This window comes from Maricaulis sp., from assembly GCF_048270095.1.
Lineage (GTDB): Bacteria > Pseudomonadota > Alphaproteobacteria > Caulobacterales > Maricaulaceae > Maricaulis.
On sequence record NZ_JBLWTL010000002.1, the window covers coordinates 44,755 to 62,535 of the forward strand.

20 protein-coding genes and 1 other RNA gene are annotated in these 17,781 nt (G+C 64.1%); 6 read left to right on the top strand and 15 right to left on the bottom strand.

Annotated features, from left to right (window positions below; genetic code table 11):
* Positions 1 to 28 precede the first annotated feature (28 nt).
* The 4 genes from ACN0YJ_RS02100 to ACN0YJ_RS02115 all read right to left on the bottom strand — a co-directional run bounded on the left by ACN0YJ_RS02100 (position 29) and on the right by ACN0YJ_RS02115 (position 5,158).
* The gene (locus tag ACN0YJ_RS02100) at positions 29 to 2,326 is read right to left on the bottom strand and encodes an ATP-dependent helicase (protein ID WP_417495197.1); all 2,298 of its coding nucleotides are present in this window, start codon (positions 2,324 to 2,326) and stop codon (positions 29 to 31) included.
* A 139-nt stretch (positions 2,327 to 2,465) separates the two neighbouring features.
* Positions 2,466 to 2,816: a hypothetical protein gene (locus tag ACN0YJ_RS02105; protein ID WP_417477254.1), complete on the bottom strand. Its 351-nt coding sequence runs from the start codon at positions 2,814 to 2,816 to the stop codon at positions 2,466 to 2,468.
* 109 nt (positions 2,817 to 2,925) lie between these two features.
* Complete coding sequence (locus ACN0YJ_RS02110) at positions 2,926 to 3,453, bottom strand: hypothetical protein (RefSeq protein WP_417477255.1); 528 nt, start codon at positions 3,451 to 3,453, stop codon at positions 2,926 to 2,928.
* A 70-nt stretch (positions 3,454 to 3,523) separates the two neighbouring features.
* The gene (locus ACN0YJ_RS02115) at positions 3,524 to 5,158 is read right to left on the bottom strand and encodes a chloride channel protein (RefSeq protein ID WP_417495198.1); all 1,635 of its coding nucleotides are present in this window, start codon (positions 5,156 to 5,158) and stop codon (positions 3,524 to 3,526) included.
* 126 nt (positions 5,159 to 5,284) lie between these two features.
* Between ACN0YJ_RS02115 and ACN0YJ_RS02120 the strand changes: the two genes are divergently transcribed.
* The gene (locus ACN0YJ_RS02120; protein WP_417495199.1) at positions 5,285 to 5,896 is read left to right on the top strand and encodes a hypothetical protein; all 612 of its coding nucleotides are present in this window, start codon (positions 5,285 to 5,287) and stop codon (positions 5,894 to 5,896) included.
* Here the strand turns inward: ACN0YJ_RS02120 and ACN0YJ_RS02125 are convergent.
* On the bottom strand, positions 5,893 to 6,186 hold the full coding sequence (locus tag ACN0YJ_RS02125) for a ribbon-helix-helix domain-containing protein (RefSeq protein ID WP_417495200.1): 294 nt from the start codon (positions 6,184 to 6,186) through the stop codon (positions 5,893 to 5,895). The genes ACN0YJ_RS02120 and ACN0YJ_RS02125 overlap by 4 nt on opposite strands.
* Positions 6,187 to 6,261: 75 nt before the next feature.
* Between ACN0YJ_RS02125 and ACN0YJ_RS02130 the strand changes: the two genes are divergently transcribed.
* Positions 6,262 to 6,531, top strand: a complete 270-nt coding sequence (locus ACN0YJ_RS02130) for a hypothetical protein (protein ID WP_417477259.1) — start codon at positions 6,262 to 6,264, stop codon at positions 6,529 to 6,531.
* Between the two features lie 242 nt (positions 6,532 to 6,773).
* Here ACN0YJ_RS02130 and ACN0YJ_RS02135 read toward each other — a convergent pair whose 3' ends face one another.
* Entirely contained in the window at positions 6,774 to 6,959 is a 186-nt protein-coding gene (locus ACN0YJ_RS02135; RefSeq protein WP_417488653.1) for a DUF4169 family protein, read from the bottom strand.
* 2 nt (positions 6,960 to 6,961) lie between these two features.
* A complete protein-coding gene (gene fumC, locus ACN0YJ_RS02140; RefSeq protein ID WP_417495201.1) occupies positions 6,962 to 8,356 on the bottom strand; it encodes a class II fumarate hydratase in 1,395 nt (464 codons plus the stop codon).
* A 158-nt stretch (positions 8,357 to 8,514) separates the two neighbouring features.
* On the opposite strand from fumC, the gene ACN0YJ_RS02145 reads away from it, so the two are divergent.
* A complete protein-coding gene (locus ACN0YJ_RS02145) occupies positions 8,515 to 8,889 on the top strand; it encodes a RusA family crossover junction endodeoxyribonuclease (RefSeq protein ID WP_417488651.1) in 375 nt (124 codons plus the stop codon).
* 27 nt (positions 8,890 to 8,916) lie between these two features.
* Here ACN0YJ_RS02145 and ACN0YJ_RS02150 read toward each other — a convergent pair whose 3' ends face one another.
* The 8 genes from ACN0YJ_RS02150 to ACN0YJ_RS02185 form a co-directional block, all read right to left on the bottom strand.
* Positions 8,917 to 10,140, bottom strand: a complete 1,224-nt coding sequence (locus ACN0YJ_RS02150; RefSeq protein WP_417495202.1) for an MFS transporter — start codon at positions 10,138 to 10,140, stop codon at positions 8,917 to 8,919.
* Complete coding sequence (locus ACN0YJ_RS02155) at positions 10,137 to 10,631, bottom strand: PaaI family thioesterase (protein WP_417477264.1); 495 nt, start codon at positions 10,629 to 10,631, stop codon at positions 10,137 to 10,139. Before ACN0YJ_RS02155 ends, ACN0YJ_RS02150 begins: the two co-directional genes overlap by 4 nt.
* Positions 10,631 to 11,107, bottom strand: a complete 477-nt coding sequence (locus tag ACN0YJ_RS02160) for an SspB family protein (protein WP_417477265.1) — start codon at positions 11,105 to 11,107, stop codon at positions 10,631 to 10,633. The genes ACN0YJ_RS02155 and ACN0YJ_RS02160 overlap by 1 nt, the downstream gene beginning before the upstream one ends.
* Before the next feature lie 239 nt (positions 11,108 to 11,346).
* A complete protein-coding gene (locus tag ACN0YJ_RS02165) occupies positions 11,347 to 11,670 on the bottom strand; it encodes a hypothetical protein (protein WP_417495203.1) in 324 nt (107 codons plus the stop codon).
* 123 nt (positions 11,671 to 11,793) lie between these two features.
* Complete coding sequence (locus ACN0YJ_RS02170; RefSeq protein ID WP_417495204.1) at positions 11,794 to 12,852, bottom strand: DUF3667 domain-containing protein; 1,059 nt, start codon at positions 12,850 to 12,852, stop codon at positions 11,794 to 11,796.
* A 175-nt stretch (positions 12,853 to 13,027) separates the two neighbouring features.
* Positions 13,028 to 13,386: a transfer-messenger RNA gene (ssrA, locus tag ACN0YJ_RS02175) on the bottom strand.
* Between the two features lie 30 nt (positions 13,387 to 13,416).
* Positions 13,417 to 13,782 carry a VOC family protein gene (locus tag ACN0YJ_RS02180; RefSeq protein WP_417477296.1) on the bottom strand — a complete coding sequence of 122 codons (366 nt, stop codon included), beginning with the start codon at positions 13,780 to 13,782 and terminating at the stop codon, positions 13,417 to 13,419.
* A 325-nt stretch (positions 13,783 to 14,107) separates the two neighbouring features.
* Entirely contained in the window at positions 14,108 to 15,853 is a 1,746-nt protein-coding gene (locus ACN0YJ_RS02185; protein WP_417495205.1) for a hypothetical protein, read from the bottom strand.
* Positions 15,854 to 16,061: 208 nt separating this feature from the next.
* Here ACN0YJ_RS02185 and ACN0YJ_RS02190 point away from each other — a divergent pair, with 208 nt between their 5' ends.
* Genes ACN0YJ_RS02190 through ACN0YJ_RS02200 form a run of 3 tightly spaced genes read left to right on the top strand, consistent with a single transcriptional unit; the run spans position 16,062 to position 17,775 of the window.
* On the top strand, positions 16,062 to 16,925 hold the full coding sequence (locus tag ACN0YJ_RS02190; protein ID WP_417495206.1) for a thymidylate synthase: 864 nt from the start codon (positions 16,062 to 16,064) through the stop codon (positions 16,923 to 16,925).
* Positions 16,922 to 17,242: a phosphoribosyl-ATP pyrophosphohydrolase gene (locus tag ACN0YJ_RS02195; RefSeq protein ID WP_417477299.1), complete on the top strand. Its 321-nt coding sequence runs from the start codon at positions 16,922 to 16,924 to the stop codon at positions 17,240 to 17,242. The genes ACN0YJ_RS02190 and ACN0YJ_RS02195 overlap by 4 nt, the downstream gene beginning before the upstream one ends.
* Positions 17,239 to 17,775, top strand: coding sequence for a dihydrofolate reductase (locus ACN0YJ_RS02200; protein ID WP_417488644.1), 537 nt, complete (start codon positions 17,239 to 17,241; stop codon positions 17,773 to 17,775). The genes ACN0YJ_RS02195 and ACN0YJ_RS02200 overlap by 4 nt, the downstream gene beginning before the upstream one ends.
* Positions 17,776 to 17,781 lie beyond the last annotated feature (6 nt).

Below are 17,781 nucleotides of genomic sequence, written 5' to 3' on the forward strand. Positions count from 1 at the left end.
GGCGAGACTGCAGGGGCGCGCTGCCCCCCTAAGGCAGCTCCCGCACAAAGCTCTCCACCACCTTCTTGATCCCGGCCTTGTCGAACGCAACCGTCAGCTTTGAGCCGTCCGCCGTCTTGATGCGGCCATAGCCGAACTTGTCGTGGAAGACGCGGTCGCCGGCTTTCCATTTGCCGCTGCCGCCGCCGACCGGGCCGCTTTCGATCAGATTGGCCTTGGCGTCGATGGTGAGCGGGGTGGTGCGGCGGTTTTCCTGGGCTGAGGCCTGGTAGCGTTTCCAGCCGGGGCTGGAATAGCTCGACGCCATCGGGTCGGCGGTCTGGCGCACGTTTTCGAAGCCGGGGCCGCCGCCCTCGTAATAGCCGGTCTCGCTGCGCGCCTCGACATGGTCGTGCGGCAGTTCGTCGATGAAGCGTGACGGCAGCACGCTCTGCCAGCGGCCATAGATCATGCGGTTGGCGGTGAAGGTGATGGTGGCGCGCTCGCGCGCTCTGGTTATGCCGACATAGGCGAGGCGGCGTTCTTCCTCGAGGGATTTGGTGCCGCCTTCATCGAGCGATCGCTGCGAGGGGAAGACGGTCTCTTCCCAGCCGGGCAGGAAGACGTGCGGGAATTCCAGGCCCTTGGCGCCGTGTAGTGTCATCAGGGAGACCTCGTCCTCGCTGACGGCACGATCGGCATCGGTGACCAGGGCGACATGCTCGAGATAGGCTTCCAGCGTGTCCCATTCGGCCATCGAACTGACCAATTCCTTGAGGTTTTCCAGCCGGCCGGCGGCCTGGGGCGTCTTGTCCTCGCGCCACATCGCGGTATAGCCGCTCTCATCGAGGATGATTTCGGCCATCTCGTTGAGCGGGCTGGTTTCGGACAGATCGCGCCAGCGCGCCAGATCGCGCAGGAAAACCTGAAGGCTGGTGCGCGCCTTGCCGCGGATCTCGTCCGTGCCGACCATGATCCGCGTCGCTTCGGTCATCGGGATCTGCAGCTCGCGCGACAGCATGGCGATTTTCTGGACGCTGGTATCGCCAATGCCGCGCTTGGGCGTGTTGACGATACGCTCAAAGGCGAGATCGTCCTCCGGCGAGCGCACGAGGCGCAAGTAAGCGTGGGCATCGCGCACTTCGGCGCGCTCGAAGAAGCGCGGGCCGCCGATCACCTTGTAGGGCAGGCCCAGCATGATGAAGCGCTCTTCAAAGGCGCGCATCTGCCAGGAGGCGCGCACCAGAATGGCGATATCGGCATAGGAGCGGCCGGCCGAGACCCAGTTCTCGCATTCCTCGGCGACAAAGCGCGCTTCCGCCTCGCCATCCCAGAGGCCGCGAACCTGGACTTTCTCGCCGCCTTCCTCATCGGTCCACAGCGTCTTGCCGAGCCGGTCGCGATTGGCGGAGATCAGGCCGGAGGCGGCGCCAAGGATGTGTTCGGTCGAGCGGTAATTGCGCTCCAGACGGACCACGGTTGCGCCGGGGAAGTCCTTGTCGAAGCGCAGGATATTGTCGACCTCGGCGCCGCGCCAGCCATAGATGGACTGGTCGTCATCGCCGACGCAGCACAGATTTCCGGTGCCGCGTGCGAGCAGGCGCAGCCACATATATTGGGCGACATTGGTGTCCTGATACTCGTCGACCAGAAGATAGCGGAATTTGCGGTGATACTCGGCCAGCACGTCCGGATTATCTTTCAGGATGTGGAGCGTGTGCAGCAGGAGGTCGCCGAAATCGCAGCAATTGAGCACTTTCAGGCGCGCCTGATACATCGCGTAGAGGTCTTTGCCGCGCCCCTCGGCGAAGGCGTATTTGTCTTCCTCGCCCAGTTGTTCCGGCATCAGGCCGCGATTTTTCCAGCCATCAATCACCGAAGCCAGATGGCGCGGCGTCCAGCGCTTTTCGTCGAGCCCCTCGGCCTGGATGATCTGTTTCATCAGCCGCAGCTGATCATCGGTATCGATGATGGTGAAGGCGGATTTCAGACCCACGAGCTCGGCATGGCGGCGCAGGATCTGGGCCGAGACCGAGTGGAAGGTTCCCATCCACGGCACGCCCTCGACGGCTTCGCCGATAATCTTGCCGACCCGTTCCTTCATCTCGCGCGCCGCCTTGTTGGTGAAGGTGACGGCGAGGATTTCCCACGGACGCGCGCGGCCGGTGGCGAGGATATGGGCGAGGCGGGTGGTCAGCACGCGGGTCTTGCCTGTGCCGGCACCTGCGAGCACCAGCACGGCCCCGTCGAGCGCCTCGACAGCGGTGCGCTGCTCGGTATTGAGCCCTTCAAGATAAGGCGAGGGCGGCGCCGGGCGCGCCATGTCGGAAATCGAGAGGTTAGACATGCCAGCCTGCAGATTACGAGTCGTTCAATCGGATAGTCTGGACTGAAAAGCGCGCAATCCCAAGCCGGTGATGTGCAATTGTTCGTTATTTGTTCGCATCGGATGGCAGGGCCGAAACCTGCGGCGGGCCGGAGCGGGCCTAATTGGTCGTCGGTGCATCCATCGCGGTCTGCGCGGTGGCGAGGAAGGCGAGGAATTCATCGGTGATTTCGCCATTCGAGCGCCGGATATTCTCGGCATAGCCGGTCAGGCGGGCCATGAAATTCTGGCGGGACAGGGTGAGCTGGGCATTGCCAGTCGCCTGCGTGTCGTCATCCTCGATCCGGCTGTCGCACCAGGACATCAGATCATTCACCAGCCACAGCACTTCAGGGCCATCGGTCATGCCATCACGCGCTGCATGCAGATCATCGATGATCGCCTGCAATTCCTGCGTCGGGCATGGTGTTGGATTGCGGGATGAGGGCGGGACCAGTGTCAGGCGGGGCATGATGGGATTCTCGTAATTGGAACAATGAATAGCGGCGCGCTTATTCGCGATTTTCCTGGTTAACCCAACTCATAGAATATGAAACTGCGTGTGAGGTCGCAATACGCAACTAGTCGAAGAGGGCGTCGACACCGGCCTGGACATTCTCATCGCCGAAATCATCGACGCTCTCGACCTGGCCGTGGATGGCACCCGACGCTGCGGCGATCAGCGGCTTGATGCAGTCGGTCGCCAGACCGGCCACCGCGCGGCAGGCGCTGGCATCGGCTTCACCGCGCAACATGTCCTGGGCCCGTTCGACCTCGGCCTCGATCTGCAAGACCACGGTGACCAGTTCCGCCCGGACATGACGCGGCGCCGCCTGGAAGGCCAGCACGGCGAGTTCCTTGTCCTTGAAGCGGGAATTGGTGAAGTGGGCGGTATAGTCGGCCGGGGCCCAGTCGAGCACGTCTTCGGCGCAATCGGGCATGTCGGGGAGCATTTCCATCAACATCATCACTTCATTGAAGTGATTGAGATAGTCCGTCGCCAGGCCGGTAACCGGATTGATATTGGCTGCACGCAGGGCTTCGGCGCTCAGAAGGCCCTCTCCCAGAAGCGGGGTTGGCCCCGTCATGTCGTGCTGCTCTGCGCTCATGTGTCACACATATACGCCGACATTCTTTCCAGACGGATAATCGCCGTGCGGGAATTGAAGCCCGGTGCGATCAGCGATGTTCCTCTTCGCTGATTTCGGCCAGCCGCCGTGCATAGGCCGCCTGGGCATCGGCCTTGGTGACCCAGCCGACGACGGACTGGTCATCAGAGCGGCTGCGCACCGGGGCGCCGTCAATCTGCTCGGCGTCGAGCAGGCCCATGGCGCGGCTCAGCGTGTCATCCTCATACAGGCAGACGCCGGTGGCCAGCTCGGCCTTCCCCCATTCATCCAGTGAAATCATGAAGTCGCGCACCCGCACGGTTTGCAATACCAGCCGGCTTGAACCGCCTGAGATGTCATAGCCATGGCGCATGATCTGGCGCTGGAAGAGCGAGCCGCCCAGTGCTGACTGGGTCAATATCGTCGCCAGCGAGACCGAGACCAGCACCGCGACCGAGGCCTCATAGCTCGAGGTCAGTTCGAACACGATCAGCGTGGTCGAGAGCGGCGCGCCGAGCACGGCGCCGGCGACGGCACCCATGCCGATCACGGCGAAGAATCCGGCGCCGGCGGTCGCATCACCGAACAGGGTCACCATCACCAGGCCGAACGCCGAGCCGAGCATGGCGCCCAGATAGATGGAGGGTGAAAACACGCCGCCGGCAAAGCGGAAGGAGAGGGTGATGGTGGTGGCGATCACCTTGAGCGCGATGAAGAGCAGGAGGAGTTGCAGCGGATAGGCGACATTGAGTGCATTGGATGTCGCTTCATAACCGACGCCGAGGATTTCCGGGGCGATCAGCGCCAGCAGTCCGACCAGAAGCCCGCCGGGGATTGGGAGCATCCAGTGGGGAAAGCCAATTCTGTCAGCCCAGCCTGTGACAATCACGGGGCCGTGCAGCACGCCGCGATCAAACAGGATGGCCAGGCCAGCGGCGGCAATGCCGAGCACGGCGGCGGCGGGATAATCCCACAGCCCGACCGGGGCGACCGGCAAATGGCCAAACACCGGATCCTCGCCCAGATGCAGGCGCAGGATCAACGCGCCGACCACGCTGGCGACCGCGACGGGGGCGATCGAGCGCAGGGCGTAATGGCCGAGCACGACCTCGAAGGCGAACAGGGCACCGGCGACCGGGGCGTTGAAACTGGCGGAGACGGCGGCCGCGGCGCCGCAGGCGAGCAGGATACGGCTGGCGCGGGCGGGCATATTGAGCCAGGCCGCCAGCGCCGATCCCATTGTGCCGCCCAGATGCACGGCCGGGCCTTCGCGCCCGGCGCTGGCCCCGCCGCCGAGCGAGATCGCCGCGAGCAGGGCCGAATACAGGCCGGACTTCAGCTCGACCTTGCCGCCCTTGACGGCGCGCGCCTCGACTATGTCGGCGACCGCCTTGCCGCTGGGCTCGGTCACCAGTCCGAAGCGGCGGGCGATATAATAGAGCGAGGCGATCACGACGCCGGTGGCCAGCGGAATCAAGACCAGGCGCAGATAGGGCAGGGTCGCAGCCTGGCTGGCCAGATTCTCTTCGGTGACGCCAAAGGCGGGTTGCTCGAAAAAGCTGATGCCCAGCCGCAGGCCGATCGTGGCATAGCCGGCGATCAGGCCGACGAATATCCCCAGCACCCATAGAACCGGCCCGCGGCCATCGCGAATGGAGCGGACGAGAAATTCCCCGGTGGAGGCTTTGGGCTTTGGCTTTGACACAAGGCGATTTGCCGTGCTCCGGCGACCGGGGTCAAGGGCAAGCGGCAAGGGTGTGCACGGCCGGGCGGTTTTTTCTGGCACAGACCGGCCAGCCCGCCCTAGACTGAAGCGGAAAAGGGAGACCCCATGCAACACTTTATGCCTGCAAGCCTGATCGCCATTCTCGCACTGGCCGTCCCGGCCCATGCCCAATCGGGCGGCGCCGGCCATGACAGCGCCTATGTGCGCGTCTTCGACAATTGCACGAGCTACCAGGCCGAGGACGAGCCGGTCCATTTCTCCGATTGCGCCGGCTTCGCAGGCTGGACGGTCCATATCGTCGCCGGCGAACATGGTGCGGCGGTGGCCTATTCCCAGCGCGGCAAGGAAACCCAATGGGGGCAGAACCCGCCGCGCGCTGCGGTGTTCCAGGATCTCGGCCAGGTGATGGAATGGCGTCTGGACGCGTCCGGCGCACCCTTCGCGACGATTTATCGCTCGATATTCACCGGGTATGAGCGCGGCGATGGCGGGCAATATCTGACCGTCGCCGCCTTGCGGCCCGACGGCGAAGTTGGCGCCTGCCATGTCGCCTATATCGAGGCGGCGCAGCAGCCCAATGCCAATCAGATCGCCCGCGATGCAGCCGATTATCTGGCGCCGGGCTGGCAGTGCGGCATCGAGGAACCGATCGTGTTCGATCTCGATTCAGAGATGGACGTGCTGACAGTCGCGGCCCAGCGCCGGCCCGGGCACTAGTCGTCCGGCAAGCCCTGCGCGCGTTTCAGGGCCCAGACGCGCATCGAGGAGGCGAGCGGTTCCAGACCGCGGGCCTCGTCGATCTGCGCGATCAGCCCGGCCAGCGACAGGCCGTCGGCCCGGATAGCCGTGTCGATCACGGCCCAGAATTCCGGCTCCAGCGACAGGGAGGTACGGTGACCGGCAAGCGAAACTGAGCGTTTGATCAGGGGCATGGCGGCAGCATCTCCCAGCGCCGCCGTGCAGGCAAGCCGGTGATGCGCAGTCGTCACTGCGTCGCCCGCGTTCATGGTTACCAATCCGCAGCTATTGGCGTGCTATCTGACCCTATGCGTAGATGGAGCCAACCCCTGCCGTTTTCGGCGATGAGTGAACGGCGTGTCCCGAACCGGCCTGGCGTTTATGTCCTGCTGCGGTCCGAGACCGATCCTTCCTCTGTGCTCAAGATTGCCTCCTCGCGATCCCTGCGCGGGGCGTTCAGCCAGATCCGGCTCGAGCCGGCGGAGAACTGGCCGGTCCGGCCGGCGGCTTTCCTGTATTTCGAGAGCCTGAGCGAATCGGAGGAAGCCACCCGCTTCCTCGCCGAATACCGCGACCGCCGCGGTGAGCGCCCGATGTATAATTCCGGGTTCTAGCGACCGTCGCCGGAGCTCCACGGCGGTCACCAGCTCCGCCCCGGACTTAAGTCCGGCGCACCTCTTCCATCAAGGAAGAGGTGGGCAGCTTGCGGCGATTTCAGGTGATGCCGGCTCGAATCCTGGTGCCCCGCATCAATCAATCACCCTCCTCTTCCTTGATGGAAGAGGTGGCGGCGAAGCCGACGGAGCTGGTGAGGATCATAGGGGCAGACGCTTGCATGCACCCATCAATCAGGAGCTCAATCCCCGGGCGTCTCAAGCTTCTTGCCGTCCAGCTCGCGCGCGGCTTTCTCGCTGCGCGCCTTGGCCAGATCGGTCACGGCTTTCGGCTGCCCGTGCAGCAGCCGGTTGGCCTCGGCCTTCTTCGCCTTTTCGGCGCGGGCCTTGCGCTTGCGCGCCTGTTTGAGATTGACCGGCTTGCCCACGCCTAATCCTTCGGCCCGAGCATGTTTTCCGGCTTCACGATGGCGTCGAACTGTTCGGTTGTGACGAAGCCGAGCTTGACGGCTTCTTCGCGCAGGGTGGTGCCGTTCTTGTGGGCCGTCTTGGCGACGATGGTCGCCTTGTCATAGCCGATGGTGGAATTGAGCGCGGTGACCAGCATCAAAGAGCGGTTCATCAGAAGCGCGATATTGTCTTCGCGCGCCTTGATGCCAACGACGCAGCGTTCCGTGAAACTCTCCGCGGCGTCCGCCAGCAGGCGGATCGATTGCAGCACGTTGAAGATGATCACCGGCTTGTAGACATTGAGCTCGAAATGGCCCTGGCTGCCGGCCATCGAGACGGTGGTGTTATTGCCCATCACCTGGGTGCAGACCATGGTCAACGCCTCGCACTGGGTCGGATTGACCTTGCCCGGCATGATTGACGAGCCCGGCTCATTCTCCGGCAGGGCCAGTTCGCCAAGACCGGAACGCGGGCCCGAGCCCAGCAGGCGGATATCATTGGCGATCTTGAACAGCGAGACGGCGACGGAGTTGAGCGTGCCATGCGCCTCGACCAGACCATCCTTGGTCGCCAGCGCCTCGAACTTGTTGGGCGCGGTGATGAAGGGGATTTTGGTCAGCGCGGCGGCTTCCTCGGCGAAGGCCTCGGCGAAACCGATCCTGGTGTTCAGCCCGGTGCCGACAGCGGTACCGCCCTGGGCCAGTTCGCAAAGCGCCGGCAGGGCGCTTTCAACGCGGCGGATCGCATTGGCGACCATGGCCGTATAACCGGAAAACTCCTGACCGAGGGTCAAAGGCGTCGCATCCTGCAAATGGGTGCGGCCGATCTTGATGATGGATTTGAAGGCCTGCGACTTGTCGTTGAGCGCATTGTGCAGGGTTTGCAGCGCCGGGATCAGCCGGTGGGTGATCTCTTCGGCGGCGGCAATATGCATCGCGGTCGGGAATGTATCATTGGACGATTGCGAGCGATTGACGTGATCATTCGGGTGGACCGGGTCTTTCGAGCCGACCTCGCCGCCAAGGATCTGGATCGCGCGATTGGAGACGACCTCATTGGTATTCATGTTCGACTGGGTGCCCGAACCGGTCTGCCAGACGGAGAGCGGGAAGTGATCGTCGAGCTTGCCTTCGGCGACTTCCAGCGCCGCCCTGGCGATGGCGTCGGCCAGATTGGCGTCCAGATTGTCGAGCCGTTGATTGGCGCGGGCGGCGCTGTATTTCACGACGCCGAGCGCGCGGATCAGCGGTTTCGGCATCGTCTCGGTGCCGATCGGGAAATTGATCAGGGAGCGGGCAGTCTGTGCCCCCCAGAGCTTTTCACTGGGAACTTCGAGCGGGCCAAAGCTGTCGGTTTCGGTGCGGGTCTCGCGCATGAGGGGAAGCTCCTTGCAGCGCGTGGTGCGCCGGACGAAGATGGTGAAGAACAGGTCGGACGTGTATCACTCACAGATGACGGATCAAGATGATGATGCGCATCGCCGTGGGGGCACTGCATTCGGTCAGCTTGGAAGCAGGGGCGAAATTTCGCACAATGTCGGGTGACGAACTCAATATGCGCGTCGATGCGCTGACCAGTCAGACGCGCCGTTTCCGGTCGCTGATCGGCGAATTCCTGCGTCTGGAGTTCAAGCGCGACCGCTTGCCGGGCCGTGTCTATGAAGTGTGTATCCGCATCGAACGGCCCGGCACCAGCGCCGACCCGGAGGTCGATCATGTCGCCCGATCGGTGTTTGATGCGCTGACCGGCGTGCTGTTTCACGATGACAGCCCGGTCAATGCGCTATCGGTGACCCGCCATGATGGCGAACAGGCGCGGGTCAGTATTGTGGCGCGGCCGATCAGCACCCCGCCCGTTATCGCCCCGCCGCTGGCCGTGCGGCGGCAGCGCGTGCTCGAAGACGCCTGACGCCCATCGGGGCAGGCTGGCCCGTGATCAGCGTCGGCCACCGGCCATGCGCCGCGCTTCGGGCCGTTGGCGCAACCGCCACATCGCCCAGACGCCGACCGCCGGCCCGATCGCCAGCGGTGCAAAGGCATAGCTCCAGCCGGAAACACCGATCCAGAGTGGCAGGATCTGCACCAGGAGTGTCGTCAGGGCGAAACCCATCGCGGTTTGCGCGGTGAGGAGCGTGCCGACACGGTCCGCGGGCGCCAATTCGGTGATGGCGGCGGAAAACTGGGCGCTGTCGGCAATCACGCTCATGCCCCAGATCATCAGCAGCGGCAGCATCAGCCAGGGTGAGGCCTCGAACAAGAAACCGACCAGCAGGGCGCAACTGCCGCTGATCGCCATCGCCAGCATGGTGACCGATGTACGGCCGAACCGGTCGGCGGCGCGCCCCGCCAATACGCAGGCGATGGCGCCAATGGCGATGACGGCGAAGGCCGAGAGGTTGGCAGCATTTGCCACGCCGCTGCGCGCCTGCAGGGCCCAATAGGCGTGCAGAAAGGGGCCAATCCAGGCCCACATCGCATATAATTCCCACATATGTCCGAGATAGCCCAGATTGGCCAGGCGCAGGGCCGGGTCGCGAAACGCGAGCTGGATCGCGCCCGGATCAAACGCCGCGGCGGCATGCAGGCCAGGGCCGGCGCGCGCCAGCAAAATAATGCCGCTCGAGATGAGCGCCACGATGCCCGAGAGCGCGAAGGGCGTTTGCCAGCCGAGGCCGATCTCGGCGAGATTGAACAGGTAGGGCGTGGCCGAGCCCAGTGTCAGCGCCCCGACCAGCAGGCCGACCAGGAGCCCGGCATCATCGCGGGCCCAGCTGGCGGCCAGCTTCATGCCGACCGGATAGACCAGCGCCAGTGCGGCACCGGCAATCGCCCGGCTGACGATCATCGCAAGTCCGCCCGGGGGCAGGGCGAGCGCCGCGAGATTGGCAAGGGCGGCAATCGCCGCGCCGATCGCGAACAGGCGCCGCGGCTCAATCCGGTCGGGCAGACCGTAGAGCGCGCTCAGCACGGCGCCGACGACAAAACCGGCCTGGACGGCACTGGTCAGGGCGGCCTGGCGGAAGGCGGAGAGGGGCGCGGCCTCCAGCAGGGCTGGCAGCGCGGCGGCGCCGGCAAACCAGACCGAAAGGGCGAGGAATTGTGCCAGCGCGATCAGCGCCAGGGCGTGGGTCTTTCCGGTAAAGGCGCTGGCCGGACTCACACCTTGTCGCGCAGCGCCCTTGGCCGGCGCACCTGTGCGGTCGCTGTGCCCTTGGCCGCAATAATGCCGTCGCCAGTCCAGATCGTGCCTTCCATGAAAGCGACATTGCGGCCGACGCGGAGCGCCTGTCCGCGTGCCTTGCACCGGGCCAGCGGCAGCGGTGCGAGAAAGCTGGTCTTCATCTCCAGCGTCGGCACCCCGACCGTGAAGCCCTGATCGACCAGGACCGCGAGTGACATCACCTCATCGAGCATGGCGCACATCATGCCGCCCTGCACGCCGCCGCGCAGATTGGAGACCTGGGGCGAGGGGTTGAATTCAGCCTCGAGCCAACCGTCTTCAATGGAGAAATCGAGCAGGCGAAAGCCCAGCAGGGTCGCGGCGTGCTCCAGATGGGTCATCGCGGTGAGCCGGGCGCGAATCTGCTCTGCGTCGAGCCTGTGAACCGGGCCATCGCTCAGATCAGGGGCAACCGGACGTTGGCCCGACATCACTTCTTGCGGAAACTGTCGAGGCTGACGACCTGGCCGGCCTCGCCCTCGGCGGGGGCACCCCGGGGGGCGGGTTTCGAGCCGGGGCCGCTATCGGCGGCCGGATCATCGCCGGTGACAGCCTGGTCGAATTGCAGGTGAAAGCCGACGCTGGGATCGTGGAAACGCGACACGGCTGAGTAGGGCATTTTGATATATTTCGGCACGCCGCCAAATTTCAGCGTCACTTCGAAACCGATATCGGTCACTTCCAGGTCCCAGAATTGATGCTCCAGGACAATGGTCATCTCATCAGGATATTTCTCGAGCAGGGAGGGGTCGATATCGACGCCCGGCGCGCGCGTGCGGAAGGTGATGTAGAAATGGTGCGGGCCGGGCAGGCCTTGCGGCATACCCGCTCTGAGCAGAGCCTGACGGACAACGCCGCGCAGCGCCTCTTGCGCCATCAAGTCGTAGCGCATCAGATCCTTGGCCATGAAAATCCCCGTTTTTCCCTTGCATCAAGGGTAACTCACGGCGTGAGCAGGTCAACGCATTCTGGTCGTTTCACTGCACAAGGCGTGGCATGGTGAGACAGGCGTTCGGGTTTTGCCCGTTAGGCGGGATTTTCGCGCCTGGCATGCAAGGGGCGGCGGGTATGCGCTCTCCAATCGGGAAGAATAAAGGGGCTCCGCCCAGGAGCCCCTTTATTCCATACCGGTTTGGACAGGCGCGATCAGGCGTCGCAGGATTTCGCTTCATACAGGTCCATCAGGACCGCGCGGCGCTCTTCAACCAGATCCATGGCGCGATCAGCATCCATGTAATTGCCCACGGCGGCGGGCCAGAAGAACAGGACAGCGGCGACATTCGCTGTGTTCACGCCCTGATTGTCCTCAGCTTCGTTCTGGACATTGTCCAGGCTGTCAAACTCGCTTTGAATTTCGGCGCAGCTGAGATTGCGGTCGCCGGGTTGACGAACATTGACCTTCGGTGTCGATGTGCAGGCTGACACGATGAATACGGTCGCGGCGAGCGCGGCAATTTGAGATGTTTTCATTTGGGACCCCCCATTAAATAAAGCGCTATTCAAGCTATGGGCGCGATTAAGTCAACCCGTTCGGGCGGTTGGTGCGTGTTCCCGCAAGAGTTGGGGGCGCAGATGTTTCAGACAAGCGCGCCCTCATCGCGCGCCCAGCCAGATCAACCCGAACGAGACTGCGGTCATGCCGGCGCCGTAGCCAGCGACCAGAACCGGCAGCCGCAGCGCGGTGCCCAGCCAGCTCGAGCCATAGAAGCCGCGCTCCTGCAGCGCCGTAAAAACCTGGGTGGCGATGCTGATACAGGCCAGCGCGACAAGGCTTGGTGCGCTGATGCCGCCGAGATTGAAGGTCAGGATGGTCAGCATGATCGCCGGGACCATGCTGGCATTCCAGTAGAGCGAATAGACGACATGTTCGATCACCCGCCGCCGGGGGTGCAGCGCCATGTTCAACAGGGCAAAGGCGGCCACCATGAACAATAGGGCCTGGCTGGCAATCGCCGCCGCGCGCGCCTCATAGGCGTCTGGATGACGGATGGCTTCAAGGATTACCGGCACGATCCAGCCGGCGTCCTCGGCGATCAGTGCCTGCCGGAAACAGGCTTCGCCCTGTGCATCGAGGCTACGGGGCTCCGGCGGGCGGCCGCGCTGGAACAGGGTGACATTGATACCGGTATCGCGCGCATAGACGAGACCGCCATCGGGATCGAATTCGTCGGGTCCGGGCATGACGCCGCATGTGAAGCGCGGGCCGGTGCCGTCCCTGCGGGCCCTCGCATCATAAGCCTCCCAGGCCTGGCGTCTTGCTTCGACATCCCCGGCGGTCTGGCTGCGGATGGTGGCGGCATCGGGGGTGAAGATAATCGAGACGGGGCGTGTGCCGGCCGCGGCGTTCACCGCGAAAAATATCAAGGTCATGATCAGATAGATCCGCACCGGCGGCGAAAACTGCATCCGCTTGCCGTCGACATAGTCGCGCGCGACCTTGCCGGGCCGGGTATAGAGGCCGCGCAGCGTTGTCAGGAAGCGGCCATCCCAGGCCACCGCGCCGTCGAGAAAATCGGTGACGAGCGACAGGACGGGGCGGCGCAAGTCGGCATCCGACTGGCCGCAGGCCGCACAATAGGGCCCCTCGAGCGGGGTGCCGCAATTGGCGCACAGGGCGGGTCGGGGATGGTCAGGCGGCTGGGTCGGGGTCATGCAAGCTCCTGCGCCGCGCGGGCAAGGGCTATCTAGCCGGAGAGACGGCCCGCGCGTCAAGCTCGGGACCCCCGCGGGCGCCGGTGTGATATCGCTGGCAATCTGAGGGATGTGCAATGTGCGGGATGGGCGATGTGCGGGATGGGCGATGTGCGCGGTGAATTGTGCGAGATAAAGTGGAGGCTTCTGTTGCCAGGTGCCTCCGGACCCCGCCTGGGCGTGCGAACACCCAGGAGTTCATGTCGAAGTTAGACGCGCTGACTAGGCAGCGAGACGGACTTCTTCAGCAAAGTTGTCATTGGCAACTTTAAGAATGAGCCTGTATCGGGCCTCACCCGGGCAAAAGCAATCTCCTTTACCCATCCGTCAATCCTGTTTCGGCCCCATAATCGCTTGCCAATACAAGCTGAAGGTAATGGTGGAGCCGCCGGGTACTGCCCCCGGGTCCGGTCTGGTTATTACGAGCGCGTTTATCGCCATAGTCAGCAAGCTGACACGGGGAATATAGGGCATGCGAGGCCGATATGAAAGGGTGGTGGGCTGTGGTCCCTCGCGGGCGAAAAACTACATGCAGAACACATTCAGCTTATTGCCGTCCGGGTCGCGGAAATAGCCGGCGTAGAAATTATCGCCGCGCGGGCCGGCGGGGCCTTCATCCTTGGCACCGAGTTCGATGGCGAGCTTGTAGACCTTGTCGACCTGTTCCTTGTTCTCGGCCTGGAAGGCGGCCATGACGCCATTGCCCACTGTGGCAGGCTGGCCATCGGCCGGTTTGGTCATTGCGATCCCGGCGCCGCCGCCGGGCTTGCCCCAGGCGATGAAGGCGTCGGAATCCATCATCCGGCCGACGCCGAATTCGGCGCAGATCTTGTCGTAAAACGTGGCGGCGCGCTGCAAGTCATTGGTACCGAGTGTGACATAGCCCAGCATGTGTTTCTCCCTCAGAGATGTTCGTGTTCTGTTAATGTTCCACGGCGCCACACTATCGCCAGTTTGCCGCGAGGCAAGCGCGAACTTGCCGTCCGCACACCTTTGTGGCCACCATGCTGTCAGGACAATGCGTGGAAGTCTGGATGGTCCACCGACTGGCAAGAGGCTATCGGAGAGGGCTCCGGGGGCGGAAACTGTGCCTGACCCCATTCGCTCCATGACCCCGCTCGCCTTGGGCAATACATCGCTTTCGATCAGGTGATTCCGGCGCTCAATTCCTGCCCGAATACCAGGCGGCGGCTACCACGCCGCGGCGGCGGTGCCGTTACTGGCACTCGGAGAGCTGCGGGATCCAGTCACTGGGCGTGTAGTGTTCGCGGTCTTCCATTCCCGGCGCATCCGCAAGGTCCGGAAACTCCCCGGCAATTCTGACAGCATCGTTGACGAAATGCGGCATGCGTTGGCGCAATTCGTATTGGGCGGTGAGCTTTTGCGCATCGGTGAGCGTGTCGTCGGCCTCAATCTCGCACATCAGTGTTTGCGCCGCGTCCCGGCGGGTGATGGCAGCAGCCAGCAGGGTGCGGGTCTCGTCACTGCCGATGGAGGCGAGCGCATCCATTTGTTCCAACAGGGCATCGGGTAGGGGATCGGCGGACGATGGCGGCGTTGAGCGCAGTGTCCAGCGTTCCGTCGCGTCGCGCGCCGCGCTGGCGCGCCCGCGGATATAATCGGCCTCCGGGTGGTCGGTGATGTCGGCCAGCTCGGCGATGGCGCGCCGTCCCGGGGCGCCCATATCGAAGCGCAGGGCGTCGTAACTGAACGCCTCAGCCTCGGTGCGGCCGTCCGACAATCGGGCCAGTTGGTCATTGACGCTGATCTGGTTGGCGGAGAGCAGCGGCGATTGCAGCGCCAGCAGCAGCACGAACCACAAGCCGGCAAAGCCGGTATTGAGCTGCGAGACCAGCGGCATCCAGCGCGTCTTGCCGCCTGACCGCACCACGTCGCCGACGAGGCTGATCAGCAACAGCAGCGTATAGGCCGCGACCAGGCTGGCCACGATCAGGACGATCAAACGTGACGGGGTGAAGCCGTATTCCAGCACCCGTACCGATATCCCGTAAACCGCGAGGCTGGCATAGATTGGCAGGACGGCGATGGCGATCCAGGCGAAGCTCCGCATGATGCGGCCCGGCGTTTCGCCGCCATCGCGATAGACGGCGTTGAAAATCAGTTTCGCGAGGATGGCCAGACTGAGCAGGATACCGGTCGGACTGCCCGCCGCGCGCAGATTATCAATCCCGCCGATCAGGATGGCGATGGCAAACAGGCTCGAAAACACCGCCAGCAGGGGCAGGCCGAGCCGGGCGGCGATCAGGATGATGGCCTCGGCCGCTTCACGCAGCTTGTCGACCGAGCGCGCGAGACCGACAGCGATTCCGGTCGTTGAGCCGCCCAGTACAGGCCAGAGCCAGCCATCTTCGAAGGCCGCTTGGAGCCCGCCCCAGCCGGCGGCCGTCAGGGCGAGTGCCCACAGGAAAACGAAGCCGCAGATCAGGCCGCCGGCCAGCAGGCCGAGGCCCAGCTGGATCGGCACGTTGAGTCCGGTGCGGAAGATTGCGGGATAGGGCCAGCGCGGCCCGCCTTCATCAATCGCCACCAGTCCGAAGACCAGACCGAGATAGCCGACCAGGGGCAGGCTGGGAAAGAGCCAGAAATTCTGCATGAAGCCGAGGCCCAGCTCGCGAGACTGGGCCGGAGCGGCGCCGATCACCAGCCATGTTGCGATGGCGAGCAGTGCTGTCAGTCCGAGGCTGAGCGCCAGGCGGGCCGGAATGGCCCGGCGCGCCCAGGCCGCGAGAAAAGCGGCGCACGCCGCGAGGATGCCGACGGCCAGGCTCATGACCAGCCGGCCTTCAAGCTCATCGGTGGTGCCAAGCAGGCGCAAAGCGTAGCCACCGAGACCGCCGATGAGGGCGAACAGCAAGATGTCCCAGCGATCCAGCACCGCCGGGGTGGTGCGGCGGGCCGGTGTCGGGGCCGTATCGCCCGTAGGCTGTTCCTGATCGCTCATCGTCTCGTCCCCGTCTCTGTCAGGCTCAATTACGGCCTGATATTCGCCCGGATGTAAACTTTCCCGACACACGTTTGCGGGGCGGCTGTGTTCCGGGGCCCCCCGCACCCGCCTCTACAAAAACGTGTGGATCATCCTGATGCCGGGCGTCCGGTGCGGCCGAATCGGATGTAGACTGGCGCGTCACGAGACGTAAGCGGAGACGGCGATGGCAGATACAGCTCTTCTTGAGCCCGGCACCCAGACCGGACGCGCAGCCGCGACCGGCTCTGCTGCTGAGGCCGCCTATCTCGATTTGCTGCGCGATATTCTCCAGAACGGGGCGCAGCAGGATGACCGCACTGGCGTTGGCACGCGTTCGGTGTTTGGCCGGCAATTGCGCTGTGACCTCTCCGAAGGCTTTCCGCTTTTGACGACCAAGAAGGTGCATTTCAAATCGATCGCGATCGAATTGCTGTGGTTTTTGCGCGGCGAGACCAATGTACGCTGGCTGCAGGAGCGCGGGGTCAAGATCTGGGATGAATGGGCCGATGCCGATGGCGAGCTTGGCCCGGTTTATGGCAAGCAGTGGCGCCGCTGGGCCGGGCCTGATGGCACCGAGATCGACCAGCTCTCCAATCTGCTCGACCAGATCCGCAACACGCCGTCCTCGCGGCGGCTGATCGTGTCGGGCTGGAACCCGGTCGATGTGCCGTCCATGGCGCTGCCGCCCTGCCACACGCTGTATCAATTCAATGTCGCCGACGGAAAACTCAGCTGCCAGCTCTATCAGCGCTCGGCTGACATGTTTCTCGGCGTACCTTTCAATATCGCCTCCTACGCGCTGTTGACGACGATGGTCGCCAAGGTGTGCGGGCTGGAGCCGGGCGAATACATCCACACATTCGGCGACGCGCATATCTATTCCAATCATATGGACCAGGTCGCCGAGCAGCTTTCGCGTGCGCCGCGCGCCCTGCCGCGCCTGCGCCTCAATCCGGACGCGACTGATCTGTTCGGCTTCGAGTATGAGGACATCATGCTGGAGGACTACGACCCGCATCCGGCGATCAGGGCGCCGGTCGCGGTATGAGTGAAGGCCTCAATGATCTCGGGGCGCGGATCGCGCAGGTCTCGGACATCTATGCCGCACACTATGATATTGACCGGTCCGGCGACTGGTATCTGCTGAAGCTCCAGGAAGAGCTTGGCGAGCTGACCCAGGCCTATCTCGACGTCACCGGCCGCAGCCGCCGTGCCAGCGACGCGGCGGCCCGTCAGGCGATGGCGCTGGAAATGGCCGATGTGCTCGGCATGCTGCTTTTGATGGCGCGCGATGAGGGCGTCGATCTTGATGCCGCCGTGCAGGAGAAATGGCTGAGCTGGCTGGAGCGCGAGGACGCATCATGAGGAAAGCGGAACCCGCTGCCGGCTTGCCGGCGATTTGTCTGATCGTGGCGCGTGGTCGCAATGGGGTCATCGGTACGCAAGGCGATCTGCCCTGGCGGCTGAGCTCGGATCTCAAGCATTTCAAGGCCGTCACCAGCGGCAAGCCGATCATCATGGGCCGCAAGACCTGGGACAGCCTGCCCAGGCGGCCCTTGCCGGGACGGCTGAATATCGTCGTCACCCGGCAGACCGGTTTCGCGGCCGAAGGCGGGCAGGTGGCGGGTGATCTCGGCACGGCCCTGGTGATGGCGGCGGCGCAGGCCCAGGCCGATTCGGTCGACGAGGTTTTCGTGATTGGCGGCGCCCAGATCTATGCCGCGGCGCTGGGGCATGCCCACCGGCTTTATATCACAGAGGTCGAGGCCGACCCGGCCGGCGATGCCGTCTTTCCGACCCTTGAGGCCGGGCAATGGTCGGAGATCTCCCGCGAGGTCCACGAGGCCGGGCCCGGCGATGAGTACAATTTCGTTTGCCGGGTTCTGGAACGGGTCTGAGCCCGG